The organism is Acetobacter sp. AN02 (genome assembly GCF_029759835.1).
Taxonomy (GTDB): Bacteria; Pseudomonadota; Alphaproteobacteria; order Acetobacterales; family Acetobacteraceae; genus Acetobacter.
The window spans coordinates 1-25120 of sequence record NZ_JAJJND010000001.1 but is presented as its reverse complement, the minus strand read 5'-3'; the positions used below and the strand labels follow the sequence as shown (position 1 = coordinate 25120).

Below are 25120 nucleotides of genomic sequence, written 5' to 3'. Positions count from 1 at the left end.
ATGACCGGCTGCCCTGACCACGAGGAATGTCATCTTTTCCCGCGCCGTATCCGGGGGAACAGGTTACAGTTCGGCGCCCAGATCGCTTTCAATTTTCTCCAGCAGGAGACGGAAGGTTTCCCTCTGGTCATCCGTCAGCTCCGGCACGGAAGCCAGGGCGCGCATGACACCGGCCTGACAGGCGTTCCAGGTCCCTTCCACATCCGAGCCGCGCCGGACGGACGCCAGGCAGTCGATATAGGTATTCCTGACAGAGGACGGGACAGTCGCAGGCAGGGTCGCGAAGGCACGCGCCACGCTGTCTTCCAGCCATCCGGGGGCGGCCGGACCTTCCTCTGTGGCTCCCGGCTGTTCGGCCTGTATGAAACGTGACTTTTCAGAGTCTGGCATCAGCGTTCTCCTTCCTGTCCGTATGTCTGCCAGGCATCACCGCACAGGGCCCAGATCAGCAGGCCCTTCTGGGCGTGAAGGCGGTTTTCGGCCTCGTCGAACACGACGGAGGCCCTGCTTTCAAACACCTCTGCCGTGACTTCCTCCCCGATATGGGCGGGCAGGCAGTGCATGAACAGCGCATCCGGTGCGGCCCGGGCCATCAGGGCCGTATCGACGCGGTACGGCTCCAGCAGGATGATGCGCTCGGCTGCATCCTCATCCGACATGCTGACCCATGTGTCGGTCACGACGCAGTCGGCTCCGGCGACGGCCTCACGCGGATCATCCGTCAGGGTGATGTCGGCCCCTTCCGCGCGGGCCCAGGCCACGACCCGTTCTGACGGAGCCAGAGAGGGCGGGGTGGCCAGGCGCAGGCGGAAGCCGAAACGGGCTGCGGCCTCTATCAGGGAGGATGCGACGTTATTGCCGTCTCCGATCCAGGCGACCGTCCGGCCGCCGATCGGTCCGCGATGCTCCTCGAACGTCATGATATCCGCAAGAATCTGCACCGGATGGGAGTCCGGCGTCAGACCGTTGATGACCGGGACGGAGCTCCATTTCGCCAGATCCTCCAGAGCCGCGGTGCGGCCCGTCCGGAGCACCAGGGCATCCACGAAGCGCGAAAGAACACGCGCGGTATCGGCAACCGACTCCCCGCGCCCGAGCTGCGTTTCCGCGGAGGTCAGGATGACGGCATCCCCGCCAAGCTGCCGCACGCCGACCTCGAACGATACGCGCGTCCGGGTTGAGGGTTTGGAGAGCAGGATGCCGAGAGTCCGTCCGGCCAGCGGTGCGGCAGGATGCAGCGGACGACGGCGGCCCTGCTGCATGGCTTTCACACCTGCGGCGACATCCAGGATCTGACGCAGCGTCGTGGCATCCAGGTCACGGATATTGAGGAAGTGGCGCGGGGCTGTTGCGGAGCCTGCCGTCGCGGCGCGGATATCTGTCAGGACGGCGCTCATGCTGCGGCTCCTTCGGGCGTCCTTGCAGGGACGGCCCGTGCCGTCTCGCGCAGCAGCAGCAGGGCACGGGTGCAGTCTTCCTCCGTCAGGGTCAGGGGCGGAACCAGACGGAGCACGTTGTCCCCTGCCGTGACGGCCAGCATACCGTGCTCGCGCAGGGCCGTAACGACGTCTCCCGCAGGGACGGCACAGCGCATGCCGATCAGCAGGCCCAGACCACGGCGTTCGGTGAACACCTCCGGGAAGTCGCGGAGAAGGGCATCCAGTCCCTCATCCAGGATGGCGGCGCGTGTGCGGACCTGCTCCAGAAATCCCGGAGCGAGGATAATGTCCAGAACGGCACCGGCAGCCGCGCAGGCCAGCGGATTTCCGCCGAATGTCGAGCCGTGCGATCCGGGTGTGAGATATTTTGCAACCTCCTCCTTCGCCAGGATCGCACCGATCGGGAAGCCGCCGCCAAGACCTTTTGCGGAAGAGCAGATATCCGGCTCCGTTCCGGCCCATTCATGCGCGAACAGCTTTCCGGTCCGTCCGATTCCGGTCTGGACCTCATCGAAGCCCAAGAATAGCCCGAATTCATCACAGACGGCACGCAGTTCCTGCAGGAAGCGCATATCGGCGGGCCTGATGCCGCTTTCTCCCTGGATCGGCTCGATCAGGATTCCGGCGGTTTCCGCAGTGATGGCATCGCGCACGGCGTTCATATTGCCGAACGGGACGTGATCGAAGCCCGGAGCAACCTCTCCGAAGCCTTCGAGATAGGTCGGATTGCCGGTCGCCGCGAGCGTGGCCAGGGTGCGGCCATGAAAAGCGCCGTCAAAGCACAGGATGCGCGTGCGCTCCGGATGGCCGTTTCCGGCCTGGGCGCGGCGGATGGCCTTGATCAGGCCCTCATTCGCCTCCGCTCCGGAATTGCAGAAGAACACGCTGTCCGCAAAGCTGGCGGCAACCAGGCGTTCGGCCAGGCTCTCGGCTTCGGGGATGCGGAACAGGTTGGAGACATGCATCACCCGTCCGGCCTGCTCCGCGATGGCGGCAACGAGGTGCGGGTTGGCATGTCCGACCGAGCAGGAAGCGATGCCCGCCGCGAAGTCCAGGAATCGTCGTCCGTCCGTCGTCGTCAGCCAGGCGCCGTCGCCCCGCGCAAAGGCGAGATCGGCACGGTTGAAAACGGGCATAAGGGCGGGGATCATGTCAGGAGGACTTCTTCAGGAAAAGCGGTCTGTCGGGACCGGGGACGGGGCTGTCCGCCGGACGGAACGGGTACTCCCATTCCAGCATCATGATGGAGGCAGATTCTCCGGCAAGTAAACCCCTTTTTCGTCCTTTCCGCCGTCGTCGTCATGCCTCAGTCATGCACCTGGCGCAGGATGCATCTGTCAGAATCTCTCAGCGGAAGGCATGATGTCCTTTCGAAGAATGACATGAGCCCCGGGGGAACGGGGCCGGAGAACGGGATACGGGACCGATGCGTCTGGATGATGAGCGGGAAAGCGGGAATATCGAGGACCGGCGCGGGGCCGGAGGCGGCGGAGGGCGTGGATTTCGTGTGGGCGGGATTGGCGGAATCCTGCTGATTCTGGGCGCGATGTATTTCGGGGTCGATCCGCGGATCGTGATGAATTTTCTGGACATGTTGGAATCCCCGCATAGTTCCGCGCCCGCGCAGCAGGCGTCGTCCTCTTCAGGCGGTGCACCTGCGGACGATGCCGGACGGCAGTTTACGGCACGGGTTCTGGCATCCACGGAGGATGTCTGGGGCAGCTATTTCCGCCAGATGAACCGGACCTATCACGATCCGGGGCTTGTTCTGTTCACGGGACGCACGCAGTCGGGCTGCGGTTTTGCACAGACGGTGTCAGGGCCGTTCTACTGCCCGGCGGATCAGAAGATCTATCTCGATCTGGCGTTTTTTCAGGAGCTTCAGAACCACCTCGGTGCGCGCGGGAATGCGGCGCAGGCCTATGTCATCGCGCATGAGGTGGGGCATCATGTTCAGGATGAGCTGGGGATTCTCAGGCATGCGGGCAGCAGTGCGGGGGCTGCCGGATCATCCGTGCGAACCGAGCTGCAGGCGGACTGTCTTGCCGGCGTCTGGGCGCGGCGGGCAGATCAGGCGCGGGGTATTCTGGAAAGCGGGGATGTCGAGAACAGCATGAATGCGGCGGCGGCCGTCGGCGATGACCGGCTGCAGAAACAGGCACAGGGCTATGCCGTGCCGGACAGTTTCACGCACGGCACCTCCGCGCAGCGGGCGCGCTGGTTCCGGCGTGGCCTGGACAGTGGCGACATCGGACAGTGCGACACGTTTTCCGCATCATCCCTCTGAAGGCCGCCGCCATCCGCGCCATGTCAGACCCTATTCCGTCGCTGCCCTCAGTCCGGCTCCTGCGGCAAGCGGGCACAGCGGCAGGGCACCGGCGAGGAACGCCCAGAGCAGCTCAAGATCCGGCACCCAGTTCAGACCGCTGCGTGCGCTGTCAACAGCCGCAGCCCCGAAGATCAGTGCGGGTGTGATCAGCGGCAGAACCAGCAGAGGCAGGAGCACGCCGCCCCGCCGCGCGCCCAGAACGACGGAGGCCGCCATTCCACCGGCCAGCGACAGAACCAGGGTGCCCGGAAGAAGCCCGGCCAGCAGAACCGGCAGCGTTGCGGCGGGCAGCCCGAGCATGATCGCCATCGGTATGGAGGCCAGCAGAACCGGCAGCCCGGTCGTCAGCCAGTGTGCCGTCATCTTGGCCAGGCCGATCAGGGAGGGCGGAAGGCCAAGCAGCATCAGCTGATCCAGGGAGCCGTCTTCCTGCTCCGCACCGAACAGACGGTCCAGCGGCAGAAGGGCTGCCAGCAGCGCACAGACCCAGATCACTCCCGGAGCCATCCGCGCCAGAAGTTCCGGCGAGGGGCCAAGCGCCAGGGGAAACAGCGCCCCGGTGAGAACGAAGAAAAGAGCGGCTCCCAGCGTGTCTGCCCCGTGCCGGAGCGCCAGGCGCAGATCCCGGCCGATCACTCCTGTAAAAATCCGCATGGCACTCACGCTACGTATTCTCCGGTTTCCGCCGGAGAATCAGCCGGAGACCCCGCCAGAGAAAAAGGGATGGCTCCGGCCAGCGGAAGCGGAACATGGGTGGTGGCGATCACGATCCCGCCCTGTGCGCGGTGCGCGGCCATCGCGACGCCGAGCTGCCCGACAGAGACCTGATCCAGTCCGACGCTCGGCTCATCCAGAAGCCAGAGCGGTGCATCGGCCAGCAGAACGCGGGCCAGCGCGGAGCGCCGTTTCTGTCCTGCCGACAGCATCCGGGCAGGCAGGTCGGCCAGGGAGTCCAGATCAAAGGCCCGCAGAGCGGCCTCAGGTTTTGCACCGTTCGCGCTCAGTCTGAGATTTTCCAGCAGGGTCAGGCCGGGCTTGAGCGCATCCTGATGACCAAGCCAGCCGATCCTGCGGCCATGCGCCGTGCGGTCCTCTGTCATGTCCTCGTCATCCCACAGAATCCGGCCCCCGTCCGGCCTTCTGAGCCCGGCAAGCGTCCTCAGCAGGGTGGATTTTCCTGCACCGTTGGGTCCGGTGAGCAGCATGGCCTCTCCGGCACGAAGCGTGAAAGAGACGTTATCAAGCACGAGTCGGTCACCGCGTAAAACGGACAGATTCCGGCATTGCAAGCGTTCAGGAGGGGCGGAATGGGTGAAAATGACGCAGTTCCCTGATTTGTGACCACGGGCATCCGTGCTTTTCCGGCTGCTCGCGATGTCGTAACCGGCGCGCGGCTTGTCCCACGGGCACGCCCTGGTATGTTCTGACGCCGATCAGAGATCAACCCGGCCGCCCTGAGAGAGGCCGGGGAATCTCTCCGGAGAGGGGAGCAGAGGCGCTGCATCCCCGGCCGGTTCGACGCACCAGCTTATGCTGTGGTCGTGAAAGGATAATGTGATGAAGACGGTTGGGCATGATTCCCTGAAAACCGGGCGCGAGCTCAAGGTTGACGGCAAGACGTACCACTATTTCTCCATACCCGAGGCGGAAAAGACGATCGGCGATGTCAGCCGCCTGCCGGTCAGCCTGAAGGTGCTGCTGGAAAACATCCTGCGCTTTGAGGATGGCCGCTCCTATACTCAGGATGACGCGAAATCCATCGCCGGATGGCTGCCGAAGGGCTCCAGCGCGAAGGAAGTTCCCTTCAAGCCGTCCCGTATCCTCATGCAGGACTTCACCGGTGTTCCGGGTGTTGTGGACCTTGCTGCGATGCGCGACGGCATCGTGCAGCTCAAGGGCAACCCGGACAAGGTGAATCCGCTCGTTCCGGTGAACCTCGTGATCGATCACTCGGTCATGGTCGATGTCTACGGCACGCCGGATGCGCTGCAGAAGAACATCACTATCGAGTTCGAGCGTAATGCCGAGCGCTATGCCTTCCTGCGCTGGGGCCAGGAAGCGTTCGAGAATTTCTCGGTGGTTCCGCCCGATACCGGCATCTGCCATCAGGTGAACCTCGAATATATCGCACAGGTTGCCTGGACCGCCGCCGTCGGCGGGAAGGACTATGTCTATCCCGACACGCTGTTCGGCACGGACTCCCACACGACCATGGTCAACGGCCTTGGCGTTCTGGGCTGGGGTGTCGGCGGGATCGAGGCTGAGGCTGCCATGCTCGGCCAGCCGATTGCCATGCTGATCCCCGACGTGATCGGCTTCCGTCTGACGGGCAAGCTGCCGGAAGGCGCGACCGCGACCGATCTCGTGCTGACCGTCACGCAGATGCTGCGCAAGAAGGGCGTTGTCGGCAAGTTCGTCGAGTTCTTCGGTCCCGCCCTCGACCATCTGCCGGTTGCGGACCGTGCGACCATTGCCAACATGGCTCCGGAATACGGTGCGACCTGCGGCTTCTTCCCGGTCGACAAGCTGACGCTGGAGTATCTGCATCAGACAGGCCGTGACGCACACCGCATCCGCCTGGTTGAGGAATACTACAAGGCGCAGGGCATGTTCCGCACGGCGGAGACGCCGGAGCCGGTCTTTACCGACACGCTGGAACTTGACCTCTCCACCGTCGTACCTTCCCTCGCCGGACCGAAGCGCCCGCAGGACCGCGTGTCCCTCAAGGATGCGACCACCGCATTCGGCAAGGAGCTGACCGCAGGTCTCGGCGTTCCGGCTGCTGATGTGGACAAGAAGGCGAAGGTTGCCGGAACGAATTACGAGATCACCAACGGTGATGTCGTGATCGCCGCCATCACCTCCTGCACGAACACGTCCAACCCTGCGGTTCTGATCGCTGCCGGTCTCGTGGCTCGCAAGGCCCGTGCGCTCGGTCTCTCTCCGAAACCCTGGGTCAAGACATCCCTCGCACCCGGCTCCCGGGTCGTCACGGATTATCTGAACCGTGCCGGGCTGCAGGAAGATCTCGACGCGCTGGGCTTCAACACGGTCGGCTACGGCTGCACGACCTGCATCGGTAACTCCGGTCCGCTCGCCGATAACATCGTCGACGCGATCGAGAACAACAAGCTGGTCGCGGTGTCGGTCCTGTCCGGTAACCGTAACTTCGAGGGGCGTATCTCCCCCAACGTCCGTGCGAACTACCTCGCGAGCCCGCCGCTGGTGGTGGCCTACTCCATCCTCGGCACGATGCGTAAGGATATCACGACAGAGCCGCTCGGCACGTCCAGAGACGGCAAGCCGGTCTATCTGAAGGATATCTGGCCGACGAACCACGAGATTGCGGAGCTGATCGGCACCGCGATCACCCGTGAGCAGTTCATCGAGCGCTACTCCAAGGCCTCCAAAGGGCCGAAGGAATGGCAGGATCTGAACGTCGTGACCGGTTCGGAGACCTATAAATGGGATCCGAAATCCACCTACGTGCAGGACCCGCCGTATTTCAAGGATATGACGGCTGAGCCGGGTGCGGCCAGCGGCAACGTCAAGGGTGCACGCATCCTTGCGCTGCTTGGTGACAACATCACGACCGACCACATCTCTCCGGCCGGTTCGATCAAGAAGGACTCGCCCGCGGGCAAGTATCTGATCGAGCACGGTGTGGAGCCGAAGGACTTCAACTCCTACGGTTCACGCCGTGGTAACGACCGCATCATGGTACGCGGCACGTTTGCCAATATCCGCATCAGGAATGAGATGTGCCCCGGCACGGAAGGCGGCTATTCGAAGCACTTCCCGGACGGCAAGCAGGGCTTCATCTACGATGTGGCCATGCAGTATCAGAAAGAGAACACGCCCCTCGTCGTTATCGGCGGCAAGGAATACGGCATGGGCTCTTCCCGTGACTGGGCCGCAAAAGGCACCCTGCTGCTTGGCATCAAGGCCGTGATCGCGGAGAGCTTCGAGCGTATCCACCGTTCCAACCTGGTCGGCATGGGCGTTCTGCCGCTGCTGTTCAAGGAGGGCACGACCCGCGAGACCCTCGGGCTCAAGGGTGACGAGGTTCTGGACATTGTCGGTCTGGACAAAATCACGCCGCGCATGGACGTGACCCTTGTCATCACCCGCGCTGATGGTAAGAAGGACGAGGTTCCGCTGCTCTGCCGTATCGATACTCTGGATGAGGTCGAATATTACCGGCATGGTGGCATCCTCCAGTATGTTCTTCGCGGGATGCTCAAAGCTGCCTGAGATCATTCTACAGTCTGATGATCAGAATGCCGGTCCGGGGTCTCCCGGGCCGGCATTTTCCGTTGAGACGGTTCTCCGGGCCGAAAATATCAGCAAGGCGTTCGACGGCCATGTCGTCCTGCGCGATGTCTCCCTCAGCGTCATGCGCGGTGAGCTGATCTCCATCATCGGCCCGTCCGGCTGCGGGAAATCAACCTTCCTGCGCTGCCTGAATTTTCTTGAGATTCCCGATGACGGCGTCGTCACGATCGCCGATGACACGATCCGCCGGAACCGCGGGCCGTGGAAAGCAAAGGACGAGGCCCAGGCTCATCAGCTCCGGGCGCATGTCGGGATGGTGTTCCAGTCCTTCAACCTGTTTCCCCACCGCACGGTGCTGGACAACGTCATGCTCGCACCCCGCGTCGTCAAACGGACCTCGGCCCCGGTGGCGGAGGCGGAGGCGAGAGACCTGCTCGACAAGGTCGGGCTCGGTGCGGCGGCCCTGCGCTATCCCGGCACGCTTTCAGGCGGGCAGCAGCAGCGCGCCGCGATTGCCCGTGCGCTCGCGATGCGGCCCGAGGTGATGCTGTATGACGAGCCGACCTCGGCCCTCGATCCCCGCATGTCCGAGGAGGTGCTCGGCGTGATGCGGGCACTGGACGAGGAGGGGATGACGCAGATCGTCGTAACGCACGATATGCGGTTTGCCCGTGCCGCCTCGGACCGCACCGTATTCATGGAAGGAGGCGGGATCGTGGAAAGCGGTGATCCGGATCTGATGTGGGACAACCCCACAGACCCGCGCACCCGCGCCTTTCTGGGCTCTTCCCTGCGATGATCTCCTTTCTGATCCGGCTGGCCCTGTGTCTTGCCAGCCTGCTGCCTGCCGCGGGATGGTCCGCCCCGGTACGCTGGGCCTCTGACGGCACGTCCAACGTGCCCTATCTCTTTCACGATCCGGCGGATCAGAGCCGTATGGCCGGGTTCGAGAATGATATCGTCACGGAGCTGGGCCGGCGTATCGGTAGGGATACCGAATTCGTGCAGAACGACTGGGACGGCCTGATCCCCGGCCTCCAGCGCGGTTTCTACGAGATGGTGATCGACGGCATCGAAATGACGCCCGAGCATATGGAGGCGCTCGATTTCAGCAAGCCGTACTATGTCACGTCAGAGCGTATCGTGGTCCGGCGTGACCAGGCCGGGCTGGACTCGTTCGAGCGTCTTGGCGGGCATACCATCGGGACACTGAAGGACACGCTGGCCGAGCGCATGCTGCGTGAGCGCGCGGACGTCACCCTGCGGACCTATGACGAGGAATCCAATGTCTTTGCTGATCTGAGGGACGGGCGTCTGGATGCCGTGCTGATCGATGGCCCCATCGCGCTGTATTATGGAGAGGCCGATCCCATGCTGCGCCTCGTGGGGCCTCCCGTGGGGCAGCTGTCCTACGGGATCGCCTTCCGTAAAGGGGCCAACGTGCTGCTGCGGCAGAAGATGGACGCCGCCATTGAGTCCATGGTCCGGGACGGTTCCCTGCACCGGATTCTCGCGCGCTGGAATCTCTGGACGCCGGAGATGGCCGAATGGACGGGCGATCATGCGGAACCGGCAATCAGCCCTGATGAGTGGACGCGATATCTGAATGCCATCCGCAAGAGCCAGGGCATGAAGGCGCGGATGGAGCGCTATGTCGGGTTCCTGCCTCTGATCTTCCGGGGCGCACTGATGACGCTTGCGGTTTCCGCCTGCGCCATGTGCCTTGCCGTGCTGCTCGGCATGATCCTGGCGCTTCTGCGCCGCTATGGCCCGGGATGGGCCGGTCTTCTGGCCGGGCTTTATATCGAGGTCGTGCGCGGCACGCCTCTGCTGATCCAGATCCTGTTCATCTTCTACGGGCTTCCGGCGATCGGCGTCCGCCTGTCTCCCTTTGTGGCGGGCGTACTTGGTCTGGGGCTGAACTATGCGGCCTATGAGGCGGAGAATTACCGGGCCGGGCTTCAGTCCGTTGCCCGCGGGCAGATGGAAGCGGCCACGGCCCTGAACATGACGCACACTCAGGCCCTGCGCTACGTGGTGGTGCCGCAGGCCTTCCGTGTCGTCGTGCCGGTGATGACCAATGATTTCATCTCCCTGCTCAAGGACTCCTCTCTGGTTTCCATCATCACGCTGACGGAGCTGAGCCAGACCTATGTGCGCCTGTCCTCAACCTATTTCGACTATTTCGGGACGGGGCTGATGGTCGGTGCGGCCTATCTGCTGCTGGGGCTGCCGTTCGTCCGGCTTGCAAAAATGGCCGAACGCCGCCTGGCCGTCAGCGAACGCCGCTCCGTCCGGAACTGACGCCTCAGAGGAAGCCGACACCCGGGAGATCGCCACTGGCAATAATCAGGCGGATCAGCGCCGCATGCCAGCTCACTTCCGCCTCATTAAGGGCGCGTGCGCCCTCCCAGGCTGCCTGACGGGCGCGCAGGGCCTCGATCAGCGGCATCTCGCTCAGACGCCATGCCTTCTCCGTAATTCCGGCCCGTTCGCTCAGGGCCCGTTCGGAACTCCGGGCATTCTCGAGCGTGATTCTCGCGGCATCCACCCGGGCGCGAACCTGCGCCACCTCATTACGCACGTTGCGCTGCGTCTGGATTTCCTCACGTCCGGCCAGCGCGAGCCGGTTCGCGGCCGCCGTCATGATCGGGGCATTACGCACGTCACTCGGAAGCGCTACGCTGAAATGCGCGCCGACCTGCGTATCCATCGGGCTTTCCCACTGTGCCTGACGCAGGACGTCGATCCCGACCTCCGGGTTGGGCATGTAGCTCCGGCGGGCCAGCTTCATCCCCTCACGCGCCGTCAGAACGTTCTGACGGGCATTGCGGACACGCGGGTCCCGCCGTGCGATGGCTTCGGGCAGCCGCCGCAGGGCAACGGCACCCGCCGCCTCGTCCCAGGACAGGATATCCGGCACCAGATCGCTGCCCGTCAGCTGGCGCAGGGCCTCTTCGGTCGTGATGATCTTCTCGCGGGCCTCTCCGACGGCACTTTGCGCCCGTGCATGTTCCGACACGGCGGCCTGGAGATCGGATGACGGAAGCTCTCCGGACTGAACGCCCTGGCGGGTCAGATCTTCCAGACGCTGCAGGTCGGATGCGGTGGAGCTGGCAATCTCCAGATTCCGCCGTGCAATCAGAATGGCGCCGGTGGCATCCAGAACGCGCACCGCGACCGCCATATGCTCGACACGCAGACGGGTTTCAGCCGCAGCTTCCTCGGCTTCCGCAACCTTTTCCGTCGCGGTTGCCTGGCCCGGCAGCCAGAGCGGGACGGAAACAGATCCCTGATAGGTGGTGTAGCCCTGCTTGGAGCCGATGAAATGATCGTCCAGATAGGTGCCGTTCAGCGTCGGGCCGCCCGCGAACCATGATTTTGCGGCATCCGCCCGCTCTCCGGCCATATGCCGGTTCGTGATCAGCTCGTCACGGACCGGATCGATGGCCCATGCGCGTGCCACCGCCGTCGTGAACGGCAGCGTCCCGGCGCAGCGTGCGGCACCGGGCATAAGACACAGGAAGACCGCCGCCGCACCGAGCGCCCGGACGACAGCCGGAAAGGAGAGTGCGGGCAGGGCGGACGGGCCATGACAGGCGGGCAAGAACTGATTCCGGAGCAGTCAGAAGGAAGAACCGATTTTACCGGATCGTGGCAGACCGGACAAACGAATGATGCCTTCCGGTATTGCGGAATGTATCAGAACGGTAAGGAATTATTCGCGACGGAGCACGGTGTCGTTCACGAAAGAGGCAAGCTTTCCTGAAACGAAATCCCGCTTCAGGGCGGCCTCGTCATATTCGTCGCGAACCCAGTCCAGAAAGGGCATCCGCCCCTCGGCCTCGCTGCGATAGCGCAGGAAGAATGCATCCAGAATCCCTGTCCGGGACCGGTTGAAATGGCCGTAGCGCCAGGAGAGCTGCCTGAGCGCCTCCGTCGCGCTCCCACCCTCAAAAAGAACTGCCAGACCGGAGGCAAGACCCGCACGGTCCGCCCCTGATTTGCAGTGCATCATCATCGGAAACTGTATGGTCTCATACAGCCCGGCAAAGCGCAGGATACGGTCGCGATGCGGGGCGCCGCGGCTCTCGAACGCCATATCGATATGTTCAAGACCAAGCCGCCGGGCCGCATCGCGGGACAGCGCGTCCGAACCGCACTGCCGGTGCCCGCGCAGATTGACCAGGGTTTTCAGCCCGTACCGTTCCTTCGCCCGGGCCAGGCGGGCGGGCGTCGGGTGATTGCAGCGCCAGACCTTGCCGGGAATGACCGGCCGGACATTCGTCCAGACCAGGCGGAATACGGCATGATCGACAAAGAGACTGTCATTCCACGCGCGCAGACGACCGTTTCGGGTGGAGATATCGCCGTCAAACACCGATCAGAACTCTTTCAATATGCACAGGGATCACGCCGGTCCGCCCGATGACGCGTCCGGCGGGTTGCCCGGAGGAGGACTGCCCGCAGGCGGCTCCAGCCAGCCCGGGCGCTTACGGGCCACCCAGTCCAGCCCCCGCATGCTGAGGCGTCGGAACGGAGGAAAATCCTCGGACAGCAGCAGAATTCCGACCGGGAGCATCCAGAACCCGAGAACCGGCAGGAATCCGAGCAGCCCCCCGACACAGAACAGCAGTCCGGAGGGAATCCGCACCCATTTCCGGGACGGCTCCAGAAGCCACTGAATACCCTTCCGCAGCCTTTCGGGCAGACGGGCCAGCAGTGCACTGATCCTTTGAGTGTAGAGATCCTCGGACATCATGAGAGATCAAAGACGATACGGGGCGTCATCTGTCCAGCAGTAAAACAGGCCACCTGTCCGGAAAAGGCGGCGGGATCAGGCGATATCCCGGCCTGACGCCACATTCGCATCCCCGGGTCTCGGCAGAATGTAACATTCTGCATCGGCCGTTCACGGGGCCGGACGATATATGAACGGTGCCGCTTCGTGATCTCCGGACGGAAGCTGCGCGTCGATCAGCCCGCGATGCGCGGAGCGGCGGCAGACCGGGTCCGTCGTGTCCGCCCGCCCGGTCAGGGCCAGAGCCTGACAGCGGCATCCGCCGCGATCCGCCTCCCGGCGATCGCAGGACCGGCAGGGTTCGGGCATCCAGTCCGTGCCGCGGAACATCCCGAACAGCTCCGACTCCTCCCATATCTCCTTCAGGGACGAGGTCCGGATGTCCGGAAACGTCACGCCCGGGATGGTCTCGGCCGCATGGCAGGGCAGAACGCGCCCGGCGGGTGTGATGTTCAGGAACCGCTCGCCCCAGCCGCCCATGCAGGGCTTGGGCTCATCGGCGTAATAATCCGGCGTGACGAAATCGATGGCGATCCGGCTGCCGAACCGTTCCCGTGCGGCAGCAACGGCCCGCTCGGTTGCCTCAAGCTGGGAACGCGTCGGCAGCAGAGCCGCCCGGTTCCGCAGGCCCCAGCCGTAATATTGCGTATGGGCGATTTCCACCCGGCGCGCCCCGCAGGCGTCCGCCAGATCCAGCATGGCCGGAACCCGCTCCGCATTCAGACGATGGATGACGAAATTGAACGTCATCGGCATGCCGTCCTCCGCAATCAGCCGTGCGGCCTCAAGCTTGCGGAGCTGCGCGCCCTTCATTCCGCCGATCACTTCCGCCGTGTCCGCGTCGGAATCCTGGAAGGAAAGCTGCACGTGATCCAGTCCGGCATCGGAGAGAGCGGTCAGGGACTCCGGTGTCATCAGGACGCCGGAGGTGATCAGATTGGTGTAAAGTCCGGCGGCGGAGGCATGGCGCACCAGTTCGGGCAGGTCGCGCCGCGCCATCGGTTCTCCGCCCGAGAAATGCACCTGTAATACGCCGAGCGCCGCCGCCTGGCCGAGCACGTCACACCATTCCGCCGTGGACAGTTCGCGGGCTTTCGGCTCCAGGGCCAGGGGATTGGAACAGTAGGGACAGCGCAGCGGGCAGCGATGGGTCAGTTCAGCCAGCAGGCTCATCGGGGGCGACGCGGCAGTCATGTCACGCTCACCAGAACCTGGCGTCCGGCAAGATCTCCGGCCATGGCCAGAACATCCCGCGCGATCACCTCGCGCGGGGCCCTGAAAGCCTCCGCCAGAGCGTCGATGATCCCGCCCAGGGAGGTATGGCCGTCAACCCGCCGGAGAATTTCCGCCGCCACAGGATCGGCAAGGAAGGCCCGCTCCGGGGCCTGGATGATCCATTGATCGCGTACGCGGTCGTGCTGCAGGCGGGTCCCGCGGGCAAAGGCCGGAACCGTCTGCTCCGACATGCCGGTCATGAGACGGGCCGGAAAGCGCCCGGAGGAATATGTCCCGGCGCGACATAGGCGTAATCCAGCGCATCCAGCATCGACCAGAGCACGCCGCATTTGAATTTCAGGGCATTGAGAACCGCTGTCTGTTCCTCTGTCGTGCGTGCGTGTTCGCGCACCCAGTTCAGGGCGAAATCGGAATCGCGCGGGGCCTGGGTCAGGCGCGGGGTGAAATAGGCCAGTGTCTCTTCCGTGATGAAATCGTAGTTGCGCAGCATGCCCGAGACACGCTCGGAGATGATCTGCGGAGAGAACAGTTCGGTCAGGGAGGAGGCGATGGCTTCCGTGATCGTCCGTTCCCCGACGAAATGCACATAGGCATCGACGGCAAAGCGCGTGCCGGGCAGCAGTCCCTCAAGGGATTCGACATAGCCGCGATCAAGGCCGAGCCCGTCCGTCAGATGCAGCCAGCGGGCGATCCCGCCGGTGCCGGGCTCTGTGCCGTCATGATCCTCGATCCGGCGGCGCCATTCCCGCCGCAGCTCCGCCGTGGGCAGCCGGGCCAGCAGGGTTGCGTCCTTGGCCGGGATGCGGGCCTGGTAATAGTAGCGGTTCAGGGCCCAGGCCTGGACCTGGGCCTTTGTCAGGTGTCCGTCATGCAGTGCCCGGTGGAACGGATGCAGGTTGTGATAGCGCTCCGCGCCGATGGCGCGCAGGGCGGCTTCGAGCTGGTCGGGGGAAAGGGGAGCGCTCACAGCGTGATCCTCATACCGTCGTAAGAGACTTCCCATCCTGCCGCAGCGGCTTCGGCGCGTTCGGCGGAATCGGCGAGCAGGAGGGGGTTCGAATTGTTGATATGGATGAATATCATCCGGGTAATATTCAGATTTCTGAGCGCGGAAATCGTGCCATCCGGACCGGAAACCGACATATGTCCCATTCTGCGTCCCGTCTTCACTCCGGTTCCTGCGCGGATCATCTCGTCATCGGTCCACAGCGTTCCGTCGAACAGGACCAGATCGGCATTCTGCAGCCGGGTCCGCAGGCCGGGGGTCATGTCCGCACAGCCGGGGATATAGAGAACGCGGTGCTGTCCGTCGGCGATCTCCAGCCCGACCGTTTCTCCGTTTTCGAGAATTTCTCCGGGATTTTCACCTGCTTCGGCATAAAGCGGAACCTTGCCGGGGACGGTGAAGGGCGTCACCTGCAGTCCGGACGGGGTGCCGTCGGTGTGCCTGAGCGCGATGGTTTCTGTGGTGCGGAATTCGGACCGGGTGACGATGCTGCGGTTCAGAGCTTCGAAGATCGGGTTGGCGTCGAGCTGGTCCAGCACCTGGCGGCTGGCGAGGATGTCGAAGGGCTGGCGTTCGCGCAGGGTGAGGAGGCCCGTGATGGTGTCCACCTCAGCACCCGTGAGGATGACGCCCTGGATCGGGGTGGAGCGCAGGCCGGTTTTCGGGTGGAGTTCGGGGGTCTGTGTGATCTGCTGCCGCAGATCGGGTGAGGCATTGACGATGAACCAGTGCGTTCCGTCTCCGCTGATGGCGATGGAGGCCTGGGTGCGGGCGGGAGCGAGAGGGTCTGCGGCGCGGGCTCTGTTGCAGGCATCCGCTCCGGAGTTCCACTGGGGAAACCCGCCGCCTGCTGCAGCGCCCAGGACGATGAGATCAATCATGGCAGAAATTATATGCACAAAACGCCGCCGGTGCGAGACCGGCGGCGTTCCGGGCCGGGCCTGCGGGCCGGATTATTTCTTCAGGCCGCAGACATAGCTGTTGATTTCGGCACCCAGAGGTACCTCAGTGATTTTCGGTGTTGTCCAGGACATGGCAGTATCCTTTCTCTCTGGTGGCAGGACTTTCAGTAAGACTCTGCACGGATGGCAGGTCAATGTTTTCCGGCGGGCGTCAGGCGGATATGCTTTCACGGTTTCGTGATATCTGTGGTGGCCCGGGGCGGATGCGGGCGATATCGTGATCGGAAATATCGTTTTTTGTTCTGTATATATCTGCTTTCCGTACATATCTGTGCAGAGATAGTCAGCCGGAAAGCCCTTTATATATGGCCGGACGGATACGGCAGGAGATATTTCAGAACACTGCGGTTCTGTTGTGGATGATTTCTTATCCGTATCCGTTTTTTCCGTGCCGCCCGGCGGAGTGGTTATCCCCTGTAGAGCTGATCGAAAATTCCTCCGTCACTGAAATGGAGTTTCTGGATGCTTTTCCATCCGCCCAGGCTTGCGACATCGAACGTATCGACTTTCGGAAAGACTGACTGACTGGCTGGCGGCGAGGATCGCGGGATCGGCCGGGCGGTAATAGTGTTTTGCCCCGATTTTCTGTGCTTCGGGTGTGAACAGGAAATTCACATAGGCGTTCGCAACGGCTTCGGTGCCGTGTGCCCTGACGTTTTTATCCACGACGGCGACAGGGGGTTCGGCAAGAATGCTGACGGAGGGGACGACGATATCGAACTGATCGGGTCCGAGATCGTGGACTGCGAGCAGGGCTTCGTTTTCCCAGGCGAGCAGGACGTCTCCGAGCTGGCGCTGCACGAAGGAGTTTGTCGCGCCGCGTGCGCCGGTATCGAGAACGGGGACGCGCGCGAAGAGTTTTTTCAGATACTCCTTTGCTTTGTCTTCCGAGTTTCCGGAAGACCGCAGGGACCATCCCCAGGCGGCGAGATAGTTCCAGCGTGCGCCGCCGGATGTTTTCGGGTTGGGTGTGATGACGGACACATCATCACGGATCAGGTCAGGCCAGTTATGGATGTTTTTCGGATTGCCCTTGCGGACGAGAAAAACGATCGTGCTGGTGAAGGGGGTTGAATTGTGGGGCAGGCGTTTTTCCCAGTCCGCCGCAAGGAGGCCATGCTGTGCCAGGACGTCGATATCCCAGGCCAGTCCGAGCGTGACGATATCGGCGGGGGCCCCTTCGAGCACTGAGCGGGCCTGAGCGCCTGAGCCGCCATGGGAGCTGCGGACCGCGACATGATCGCCCGGATGTCCGTCTGTCCAGAATGTCCGGAAGGTTTTGTCGATTTCGGCATAAAGCTCGCGTGTCGGATCGTATGACACGTTCAGCAGGGAAAAATCCGCGGCGCGGGCGGAATGTGTCGTGGTGAGGGCTGCCGCACCGGCGGCGAGGCCGGTTCTGAGCAGGGTGCGGCGGCTGATCGGGGGGAGTGCGGTCATGGTCCGGGGTTGTCCTTGGAGGCTGTGTTCGGGATGCGGGTGTCCGGACGGTGTGTGGTCCGGGATTTTCTATGGTTTTTACGCGGGATATTATGACCGTGTCAGATGACGTAGTCTTCCGGGGGCAGGGCCTGGTCCATCGTCAGGGAGGGAAGGTTCTCGTGGCGTTTTCCGACCGGGCGGGCCGGATTTCCAACGACTGTTGTGTAGGTATCAACGGATTTCAGAACGACGGCTCCGGCACCGACGCGGGCTCCTTCCCCGATCTCGATATTGCCGAGGATTTTGGCTCCGGTGCCGATCAGTGCGCCCTTTCGTACTTTCGGGTGCCTGTCTCCGTTTTCCTTGCCGGTTCCGCCAAGCGTGACGTTCTGGAGCAGGGCGACGTCATCTTCGATGATCGTTGTCTCGCCTATGACGATGCCGGTGCCGTGATCGAACATGATCCGCTGCCCGAGCCGGGCGGCGGGATGGATATCCACGGCGAACAGTTCTGAGGCCCGTCCCTGGATGAAGCGTGCGGCGACGGTCCGGTTGTCATGCCACAGCCAGTGCGCGACACGATGGGCCTGCAGGGCGTGGAATCCCTTGAAGAACAGGAAAGGCGTTATGAGATCCGAGGCTGCGGGATCGCGTTCGCGCACCGAGACCAGGTCTGCGGCGGTTTTTTCCAGAGTATCGGGATGTGTTCTGTAGAATTCCTGTATCAGATCCTCGACGGACCGGCCGGGCATGAGGCTGCTGTCGAATTTTGACGACAGGAGCCGGGCCAGGCCTGTGGCGATATCGGGCTGATCCAGGATGCAGCTTCTGACGAGCCCGGCCAGGAACGGATCTCCGTACAGCCGGGCCTCGTTCTGCATCATGCGCCACAGTTTTTCAAGGGATAGAGAAATTTCCCGGGAAACGCCTGTATTTTCAGAAGACGCTGTTTCCGGCGTGCCTCTGTCCCCGTGCAGCGTGTCAAGCATGCAGGCTCCGGAGCTGACGGGAGCGGCGGAAGCGTGATTCGGCCTGGCGCACGAGTTCGTGCCGGTCCTGCAGGCTCTGATTATGGAGGGGGCGCACGCTTTCGTGCACGGCATGGAACCGGTGTTTTTCCCGGTCTGTTTCGAGAATGATCGTGCCGACGAAAACTCCGTCGACTTCCAGCGTGTGTGATTCGTACATGATCAGTCTGCCTTCTGAGCATAATCTGCCGGCAGATGATCGCCGGACTTCAGTTCGGGAGGGTGCCCTGCGGGGCGGGGGAGCGTCCGGCCCGACATCGGGCCGTGCTGCGCATTCGGTCTGACATGATGTGTGCCTCTGGCTGATGCCCGGATGTCTTCCGTCAGGAATACGGCCTCATTCATACACGGGGAATCGTGGGAGTCAATATAAAAACATAAAAACAGGTATAATGATTTATATAACTAAATTAAACAGTTATTTTAAATTATTATTTATTTATAAAGGTTTGTCAGATGTGTGGTCTGCCTGCGCGGAGGAGGCGCGGAAATATTTTTCCGCGCAGGCGGGCTGTATTCAGCTTTTTGTAAAGCGGGTGATGTAATTCACGTTCAGATTTCGTGATTTTTTCCACCCGCCGATCCCCGGAACCATGCCGGAGATGTCTGTCATGCGCAGTCCGGCGCTGCGGCCTGCGGCGGCGAGTTCGGCGGGTGTGAGAAACTTGTTCCAGTCATGCGTGCCTGTCGGCAGGAGGCGGGCGATGTATTCCGCGCCCAGTATTGCGAACAGCCAGGCTCTGGGGGTCCGGTTCATGGTGGAGATGAAGACCTGCCCGCCGGGCAGGGTCAGGCGGGCCAGCAGGTCCATGAAGGCTGCGGGGTCCGTGACGTGTTCGATGACTTCCAGCGCGACCACGGCATCGAAGGCGGCGCCTTTGCTGACCAGTTCCTCCGCGCTGCCGGTGCGGTAGGTGAGGGGGCCTGCGCCTGGCGGGAGCGGACAGGCTTCCAGATGGGCGCGTGCGGCGCTGATGCCCTGGCCGGAGGCGTCGAGGCCTGTCACGTCGTGGCCTTCGGTGGCCAGGGCCTCGCTGGCGAGGCCTGCGCCGCAGCCGATATCGAGGAGGCGCAGGGGGGGCTGTTTTTTCGCGCGCAGGGGCAGGAAGTGGCTGATCCAGCCGATTCTGAGCGGGTTCATGGCATGCAGGGGACGCATGGGGCCTTTGGGGTCCCACCACTGTGCGGCGATGGATCCGAACCGGGCGATTTCCTCCTCGGAAACGGAGGCAGGCGGGGGGGGCGTGCTGTCTGCAGGGGAGGAAATATCCGGGGGGAACTGATCTGAAGGCATCGAAACGGCTCTTTTCTGTCCTTCCGGACCGGCTCTGCTGCCTGTATTCCGGTAGCGGGATTGCGGGTCCGGTGCTGGACGCGGGCAAGGGTGAGAGGTATGTGACGCGGTTTGCCGTCTTCTGCAACGGGCCTTGTCCCGGGGGAGTCCGGCGCAGGGCAGGGAAGGCAGGCCGTGCTGTTGCGGTCTGACATCGGGGTCTCAGGCGGAGTTATACAGAGATTATGTCGTGCAGCACCAGACGCATTGTCATGAAGTTCGGGGGCACCTCGGTCGGTGATCTCGATCGCATCCGTGCTGTGGCGGCGCGTGTGAAGAAGCAGGTGGAGGCCGGGTGTGAGGTGGCTGTTGTCGTTTCCGCCATGGCCGGGGAGACGAACCGGCTTGTCGGTTTCTGTCAGGCACTGTCTCCGCTGCATGATCCGAGGGAATATGATGCTGTCGTGGCGACCGGCGAGCAGGTGACGAGCGGTCTTCTGGCCATCGCGCTGCAGGGGCTGGGTGTGGATGCGCGCTCCTTTCAGGGCTGGCAGCTTCCGGTCAGGACGGATGACGCGCATGGCAAGGCGCGGATTACCGGGATTGATGGCGAGAAGCTGATTGCCTGCATGAGCCACGGGCAGGTGCCGGTGATTGCCGGTTTCCAGGGGATCGGTCCGGATGAGCGGATATCGACTCTCGGGCGCGGCGGTTCCGATACGTCTGCCGTGGCTGTTGCGGCGGCGGTCCGGGCGGATCGCTGTGATATCTATACGGATGTGGACGGGGTTTATACCACGGATCCGCGCATCGTGCCGACGGCCCGCAAGCTTGGCAGAATCAGCTATGAGGAGATGCTGGAGCTGGCGTCTGTCGGGGCCAAGGTGCTTCAGACCCGCAGTGTCGAGCTTGCCATGAAGGAGCGGGTGCGGGTTCAGGTGCTGTCGAGTTTTGCTGATGACGAGCCGGCGGCGGATGATGCCCTGCCCGGGTCACTGGTTGTGGATGAGGACGAGATCGTGGAACAGGAACTGGTTACGGGCATTGCCTATTCGCGGGACGAGGCGAAGGTTGCCATCCGTCGCATTCCGGATCGTCCCGGCATTGCCGCTGCCATTTTCGGGCCGCTTTCGGATGCGAACATCAATGTTGATATGATTGTTCAGAGCACCGGTGAGGACGACATGACCAACATGACGTTCACGACGACCAGGACCGATCTGGATCGTGCGATTGCCATCATGGAGGCCGCGCATCCGGAGATTCAGTATGGCCAGCTCCATACGGATACGAATGTCGTGAAGGTGAGTGTCGTGGGGATCGGTATGCGGTCTCATGCTGGTGTGGCGAACATGATGTTCCGCACCCTGTCCGATCGCGGGATCAACATTCAGGTGATCTCCACCAGCGAGATCAAGGTGTCTGTCCTGATTGCGGCGGAATATGCCGAGCTTGCCATCCGTGCCCTCCATACGGCGTATGGTCTCGATGCTGTCTGAGACGGAACATCAGGGCGTGCAGGTGTCTGCCGCTCTCAGGGGCGAGGCCCGGGCTGAGCTGAACCGCCTGTGGGCGCGCGGGACGGAGTTCCTGGGCACCGAGGTGGCCGTGCTGGGCGGGGCGATGTCCTGGGTGAGCGAGCGGACGCTTGTCTCTGCGATTTCCAATGCGGGCGCATTTGGCGTGATTGCCTGCGGTGCGATGGAGCCTGCCCGTCTGGATGAGGAGATCCGTGCGACGCGGGCGCTGACGGACAGGCCGTTCGGCGTGAACCTGATCACCATGCATCCGCAGCTTGATGAGCTGGTGCAGGTCTGTCTGCGGCATAAGGTCGGGCATGTGGTGCTGGCGGGCGGGATTCCGCCCTCGACGGCGATCCGTGCTCTTAAGGACGGCGGTGCGCGGGTGATTGCCTTTGCGCCGGCGCTGGTTCTGGCGAAGCGGCTTGTGAAGATGGGCGTGGATGCGCTCGTGATCGAGGGTGCGGAAGCGGGCGGCCATATCGGGCCGGTGTCCCTGACGGTTCTGATGCAGGAGATCTTGCCGCATGTCACGGCTGTTCCGGTCTTTGTGGCCGGGGGACTGAGCCGGGGTGATGCGATCCTGTCCTGTCTGGAGCAGGGGGCGGCCGGGGCGCAGCTCGGGACGCGCTTTGCGGCGGCGGCCGAGAGCATCGCGCATGAGAATTTCAAGAAGGCGTTTGTCCGTGCGGCGGCGCGCGATGCGGTGACGTCTCCGCAGCTTGATCCGCGTTTTCCGGTCATTCCGGTGCGGGCGCTGGAGAATGAGGGCAGCCATCGTTTTGTGGCGCATCAGGCGGAGGTTATCCGCCGGTTCCATGCGGGTGAGCTGACGAAGGAGGCGGCGCAGCTGGATATTGAGCATTTCTGGGCGGGTGCGCTGCGCCGGGCCGTGATTGACGGGGATGTTGAGAACGGCTCCGTGATGGCGGGGCAGTCCGTGGGGATGGTCCGGGCGGTCGAGCCTGTGCAGCAGATCATTGATGATCTGCTGGAGCAGGCGGAGCAGGCGATTCTCCGCCGGAAAGACGCCCGTCCGTCCTGATGAACGAGACCTCCCCGCCTTCGGATGAGCAGACGCTGGTGCAGGAGGATGCGTGGACCGCACCTCTTCCGGATGCCGCGCGTCTGGGGGTGGGGGAGGCGCTGCGCCAGCGGCGGGAGCGTTTGGGGTGGAGTCTGGAGTCCGTTTCGGCCTGGCTCCGGATCAGCGAGGAGTATCTCCGGGCGTTTGAGGATAACCGTTCCGACCTGCTGCCTGCGGGGATCTATGCGCTTGGTTTTCTGCGCGGCTATGCGAAGGGGCTGGGGTTCAGTCCTGAGGCTATGGTGGCGCTGTATCGCCGGGATGTCCGCAGCCGTCTGCGGACGCCGGAGCTGGTTTTTCCCGAGCCGAAGCCGGAGCGGACGCTGCCGGCCAGTGTGGTTGTGATTACGGGTCTGGTTGTTGTGGTTGCCTCCTATGTCGGGTGGTACCGCTATGTCGGGACGGACCCGATGCCCGTGCAGAAGATTCCCTCGGTTGCCTCAGTCATACCGGGGATTAAGGATGCGACCACGCCGTCTCCTCAGGTTGCGTCCGTGATGCCGTCTTCCGGGCCTTCTGTTCCCGGTCCGGCAGCGGGGAATGATCCGGAGCGGCAGCAGAAAATAGCTTCTGCGGCGGATGCGGCGCTGTCAGGTGTGCCGGAGCCTTCCCCGGATGCCGCGCTTGGGTCAGGGGTGTCTCAGCAGGACGGGTCCTCTGCCGATGTGTCTTCGTCCGGTGGTACGGACGGGCTGCCTGCGGGCGGTGCTCCCCCGGGGCCGTCTGAACAGGCGGCGCCCTCTCCGCTGCCGCCGTCCGGTCCGCCGAAGCTGGGTCTGAAGGCGATCGGGACGACCTGGGTCCAGGTGCGCGCGGCGGACGGGCATGTGGCCTATGAGCATACGTTCCAGGACGGGGACACCTGGGCGTTGCCGGATGAGGGCGGGCCGTTTACGCTGACGGTGGGCAATGCCGGTGGCCTGGAAGTGACGGACGGCACGCTGATCTCCCCGCCGCTGGGTCGGACGGGCGCGGTCAGGCGGAATGTGCAGGTGACGGCGGAGTCCCTGCGTGACGGCACGCTGGCGGGAATGCCGTCGGTGCAGTCGGTTTCCGATTCGCCTTCCGCTCCGTCCCTGCCGTCCGTTCCTGCAGTGACTGATCCCGTGACCGGGGCGGTTCTGTCTCCGTCACCTGATGAGGGTGCGCCGCCACATGCTGATCCGGCTCCGGCTTTCCGCCCGAAGAAGAAACCTGCGAAGGTGCGGCGTGAGATGTCTGCGGATGATCTCAATGCCCGGCAGCTGGACCGCTTTCATAACCCCTGAGGCTGTGTGAGGCTGCTGCCTGCGGAGTCCGGTCCGGTTTTATTCCGAGCGGCCCATCCATCCCGTGCGCCAGAACCATATGAGCGGGATGATGATTGAGGAGGCCATGGCCGTGAGGCAGTACCAGTATCCGTAGCGCCAGGAGAGTTCGGGTATGTCCTTGAAGTTCATGCCGTAGATTCCGGCAATCAGCGTGGGCGCGACGCCGATGAAGCTGACGATCGTGAGGATCTTCATGCCGTCATTCTGTTCGATACTGATAAATCCGAGGACGGCATCGAGAAGAAACTGAACTTTGGTGGACATCTGCTGAACGAAATCCTTGAGCGATGCGATGTCCCGGCTGACGGTTCCGATACGCTGAACGAGCGCTCCGGGGATGTCTTCCGCCTGTGTGTCGGACAGGAAGATGGCTATTCTGTCTAGGCCGAGCAGGCTGTCGCGGATGAGCGAGGCGGTGTCTTCCGCCTGTCCGACGCGGCGGAGGATTCCTTTTTGCCAGGACGCGAGATATCCGCGTGAGGGCCGGCCTCCGGTGAAGATGTCGTGGGAGAGGCGGGACAGGATGTGGCCCATATGCTCGAGGTTATCGGCGAGGCGTTCCACGATGGCTTCAAGGAGCATAACGAGGATTTCGTTGGGGGCCATGGGGCTTGTGGCCTCGGAGATATGGCGGGCCGTGATATCGAAGGAGTTGTAGTCCGCATAGCGGATGGTGATGAGGCGGGTCTGTGTCAGGACAAATCCGAGAGGGAAGGAGGCGAAATCCTCTCCCGAGCGTCTGACCAGGGGGGAGGAGAGGAATACGGCGTTTTCGGAGGTGTAGAGTCTGGAGGAGCTTTCGATCTCCTCCAGGCTGGCGCGTGAGGGGATCGGTGTTCCACACAGGGCGGAGACCATGGCGCGCTCGGTGTCCGTGGGTGTGATCAGATCCAGCCATACGGCTTTGTCTGCCTCTTCCGCGGATGTGATGGTATGCCCCGGGGTGCCGGGTCTGTGAGCCAGAAACATTCCCTGCTCCGTTCAGGTGCCTAGGTGTTTAGTCCCGTGTTTTGATGGGTTGGATTTATGATGAATCTTTCTGGCTCTGAAGTCCAGATTTTGCAGACGTATTCGTAAGGGGTGAGGCCGTTCAGGGTCATGAGTCTTCGCCCGAAATTATAGGCTGCCATGAAGTCATTGAGGTGTGTCCTTAACTGCTCATGACTATCGTAATGGAAGCGTTTGACGGTTGCTTCCTTGATTGTCCGGTTCATCCGTTCAACCTGACCGTTCGTCCAGGAATGATTGGGTTTCGTCAGACGATGTCCGATCTCGTGAGCGTCGCAGATCATGTCGAAGCGCATGGGGCGAGACCAGGCCGTATAGAGGTGGCCCCGGTTTTTTGGACAGGGGGTTAAGCTATAGACCGGCCTGAGAGAGGACGGGTTTATGGGCAAGGTTACGCGGAAGAGGTATTCAGGCGAGTTCAGGT

The 25120-nt window shown here is 62.9% G+C and carries 25 protein-coding genes and 1 pseudogene; 7 read left to right on the top strand and 19 right to left on the bottom strand.

The features are described from left to right. Positions 1–63: 63 nt before the first annotated feature. From LOC54_RS00130 to LOC54_RS00120, 3 genes are read right to left on the bottom strand one after another with little or no spacing between them, the layout of a single operon-like run. A complete protein-coding gene (locus tag LOC54_RS00130) occupies positions 64–390 on the bottom strand; it encodes a hypothetical protein (protein WP_279311782.1) in 327 nt (108 codons plus the stop codon). Beyond that, the gene (argF, locus tag LOC54_RS00125) at positions 390–1397 is read right to left on the bottom strand and encodes an ornithine carbamoyltransferase (RefSeq protein ID WP_279311781.1); all 1008 of its coding nucleotides are present in this window, start codon (positions 1395–1397) and stop codon (positions 390–392) included. The genes LOC54_RS00130 and argF overlap by 1 nt, the downstream gene beginning before the upstream one ends. Further along, the gene (locus LOC54_RS00120) at positions 1394–2590 is read right to left on the bottom strand and encodes an aspartate aminotransferase family protein (protein ID WP_279311780.1); all 1197 of its coding nucleotides are present in this window, start codon (positions 2588–2590) and stop codon (positions 1394–1396) included. The genes argF and LOC54_RS00120 overlap by 4 nt, the downstream gene beginning before the upstream one ends. A gap of 275 nt (positions 2591–2865) precedes the next feature. On the opposite strand from LOC54_RS00120, the gene LOC54_RS00115 reads away from it, so the two are divergent. Then, positions 2866–3726 (top strand): zinc metallopeptidase, encoded by an 861-nt coding sequence (locus tag LOC54_RS00115; protein ID WP_279311779.1) that lies wholly within the window; start codon positions 2866–2868, stop codon positions 3724–3726. Positions 3727–3756: 30 nt separating this feature from the next. Here LOC54_RS00115 and ccmB read toward each other — a convergent pair whose 3' ends face one another. Both ccmB and ccmA read right to left on the bottom strand, forming a co-directional pair. Further along, positions 3757–4422 carry a heme exporter protein CcmB gene (ccmB, locus tag LOC54_RS00110; RefSeq protein ID WP_279311821.1) on the bottom strand — a complete coding sequence of 222 codons (666 nt, stop codon included), beginning with the start codon at positions 4420–4422 and terminating at the stop codon, positions 3757–3759. Positions 4423–4427: 5 nt separating this feature from the next. Beyond that, positions 4428–5087: a heme ABC exporter ATP-binding protein CcmA gene (ccmA, locus tag LOC54_RS00105; protein ID WP_279311820.1), complete on the bottom strand. Its 660-nt coding sequence runs from the start codon at positions 5085–5087 to the stop codon at positions 4428–4430. A gap of 238 nt (positions 5088–5325) precedes the next feature. Here ccmA and acnA point away from each other — a divergent pair, with 238 nt between their 5' ends. The 3 genes from acnA to LOC54_RS00090 are packed head-to-tail and all read left to right on the top strand — an operon-like array spanning position 5326 to position 10347. Further along, positions 5326–8022 carry an aconitate hydratase AcnA gene (gene acnA, locus LOC54_RS00100; RefSeq protein WP_279311778.1) on the top strand — a complete coding sequence of 899 codons (2697 nt, stop codon included), beginning with the start codon at positions 5326–5328 and terminating at the stop codon, positions 8020–8022. Then, on the top strand, positions 7991–8842 hold the full coding sequence (locus LOC54_RS00095) for an amino acid ABC transporter ATP-binding protein (RefSeq protein ID WP_279311777.1): 852 nt from the start codon (positions 7991–7993) through the stop codon (positions 8840–8842). Before acnA ends, LOC54_RS00095 begins: the two co-directional genes overlap by 32 nt. Next, on the top strand, positions 8839–10347 hold the full coding sequence (locus LOC54_RS00090) for an ABC transporter substrate-binding protein/permease (protein ID WP_279311776.1): 1509 nt from the start codon (positions 8839–8841) through the stop codon (positions 10345–10347). Before LOC54_RS00095 ends, LOC54_RS00090 begins: the two co-directional genes overlap by 4 nt. Positions 10348–10351: 4 nt before the next feature. Here LOC54_RS00090 and LOC54_RS00085 read toward each other — a convergent pair whose 3' ends face one another. The 12 genes and pseudogenes from LOC54_RS00085 to ubiG all read right to left on the bottom strand — a co-directional run bounded on the left by LOC54_RS00085 (position 10352) and on the right by ubiG (position 19792). Then, positions 10352–11650 (bottom strand): TolC family protein, encoded by a 1299-nt coding sequence (locus tag LOC54_RS00085; RefSeq protein WP_279311775.1) that lies wholly within the window; start codon positions 11648–11650, stop codon positions 10352–10354. Between the two features lie 111 nt (positions 11651–11761). Further along, positions 11762–12424, bottom strand: coding sequence for a protein tyrosine phosphatase (locus LOC54_RS00080; protein ID WP_279311774.1), 663 nt, complete (start codon positions 12422–12424; stop codon positions 11762–11764). 30 nt (positions 12425–12454) lie between these two features. Then, the gene (locus tag LOC54_RS00075; protein ID WP_279311773.1) at positions 12455–12805 is read right to left on the bottom strand and encodes a hypothetical protein; all 351 of its coding nucleotides are present in this window, start codon (positions 12803–12805) and stop codon (positions 12455–12457) included. A gap of 150 nt (positions 12806–12955) precedes the next feature. Further along, the gene (gene pqqE, locus LOC54_RS00070) at positions 12956–14038 is read right to left on the bottom strand and encodes a pyrroloquinoline quinone biosynthesis protein PqqE (protein ID WP_279311772.1); all 1083 of its coding nucleotides are present in this window, start codon (positions 14036–14038) and stop codon (positions 12956–12958) included. Continuing rightward, positions 14035–14310, bottom strand: coding sequence for a pyrroloquinoline quinone biosynthesis peptide chaperone PqqD (gene pqqD, locus LOC54_RS00065; RefSeq protein ID WP_279311819.1), 276 nt, complete (start codon positions 14308–14310; stop codon positions 14035–14037). The genes pqqE and pqqD overlap by 4 nt, the downstream gene beginning before the upstream one ends. A gap of 5 nt (positions 14311–14315) precedes the next feature. Next, positions 14316–15047, bottom strand: a complete 732-nt coding sequence (gene pqqC / locus LOC54_RS00060; protein WP_408740259.1) for a pyrroloquinoline-quinone synthase PqqC — start codon at positions 15045–15047, stop codon at positions 14316–14318. Then, positions 15044–15967 (bottom strand): pyrroloquinoline quinone biosynthesis protein PqqB, encoded by a 924-nt coding sequence (pqqB, locus tag LOC54_RS00055; RefSeq protein ID WP_279311818.1) that lies wholly within the window; start codon positions 15965–15967, stop codon positions 15044–15046. The genes pqqC and pqqB overlap by 4 nt, the downstream gene beginning before the upstream one ends. 72 nt (positions 15968–16039) lie before the next feature. Beyond that, complete coding sequence (pqqA, locus tag LOC54_RS00050) at positions 16040–16120, bottom strand: pyrroloquinoline quinone precursor peptide PqqA (RefSeq protein ID WP_279311817.1); 81 nt, start codon at positions 16118–16120, stop codon at positions 16040–16042. A gap of 335 nt (positions 16121–16455) precedes the next feature. After that, positions 16456–17488 (bottom strand): annotated as a pseudogene (locus LOC54_RS00045) (sulfate ABC transporter substrate-binding protein). A gap of 101 nt (positions 17489–17589) precedes the next feature. After that, complete coding sequence (cysE, locus tag LOC54_RS00040; protein WP_408740258.1) at positions 17590–18459, bottom strand: serine O-acetyltransferase; 870 nt, start codon at positions 18457–18459, stop codon at positions 17590–17592. Continuing rightward, positions 18452–18658, bottom strand: a complete 207-nt coding sequence (locus LOC54_RS00035; RefSeq protein ID WP_279311770.1) for a hypothetical protein — start codon at positions 18656–18658, stop codon at positions 18452–18454. The genes cysE and LOC54_RS00035 overlap by 8 nt, the downstream gene beginning before the upstream one ends. Positions 18659–19015: 357 nt before the next feature. Then, on the bottom strand, positions 19016–19792 hold the full coding sequence (gene ubiG, locus LOC54_RS00030; RefSeq protein WP_279311769.1) for a bifunctional 2-polyprenyl-6-hydroxyphenol methylase/3-demethylubiquinol 3-O-methyltransferase UbiG: 777 nt from the start codon (positions 19790–19792) through the stop codon (positions 19016–19018). Positions 19793–20016: 224 nt separating this feature from the next. Between ubiG and LOC54_RS00025 the strand changes: the two genes are divergently transcribed. The 3 genes from LOC54_RS00025 to LOC54_RS00015 are packed head-to-tail and all read left to right on the top strand — an operon-like array spanning position 20017 to position 23646. Then, the gene (locus LOC54_RS00025; protein WP_279311768.1) at positions 20017–21270 is read left to right on the top strand and encodes an aspartate kinase; all 1254 of its coding nucleotides are present in this window, start codon (positions 20017–20019) and stop codon (positions 21268–21270) included. Then, positions 21260–22336: a nitronate monooxygenase gene (locus LOC54_RS00020; RefSeq protein WP_279311767.1), complete on the top strand. Its 1077-nt coding sequence runs from the start codon at positions 21260–21262 to the stop codon at positions 22334–22336. The genes LOC54_RS00025 and LOC54_RS00020 overlap by 11 nt, the downstream gene beginning before the upstream one ends. Beyond that, complete coding sequence (locus LOC54_RS00015; protein WP_279311766.1) at positions 22336–23646, top strand: helix-turn-helix domain-containing protein; 1311 nt, start codon at positions 22336–22338, stop codon at positions 23644–23646. The genes LOC54_RS00020 and LOC54_RS00015 overlap by 1 nt, the downstream gene beginning before the upstream one ends. A 39-nt stretch (positions 23647–23685) precedes the next feature. On the opposite strand, the gene LOC54_RS00010 is transcribed toward LOC54_RS00015, so the two are convergent. Together LOC54_RS00010 and LOC54_RS00005 are read right to left on the bottom strand one after the other, a co-directional pair. After that, positions 23686–24657, bottom strand: coding sequence for a magnesium transporter CorA family protein (locus LOC54_RS00010; RefSeq protein WP_279311765.1), 972 nt, complete (start codon positions 24655–24657; stop codon positions 23686–23688). 20 nt (positions 24658–24677) lie between these two features. Further along, a partial coding sequence (locus tag LOC54_RS00005; RefSeq protein WP_279311764.1) for an integrase core domain-containing protein occupies positions 24678–25120 on the bottom strand: 443 nt, incomplete at its 5' end.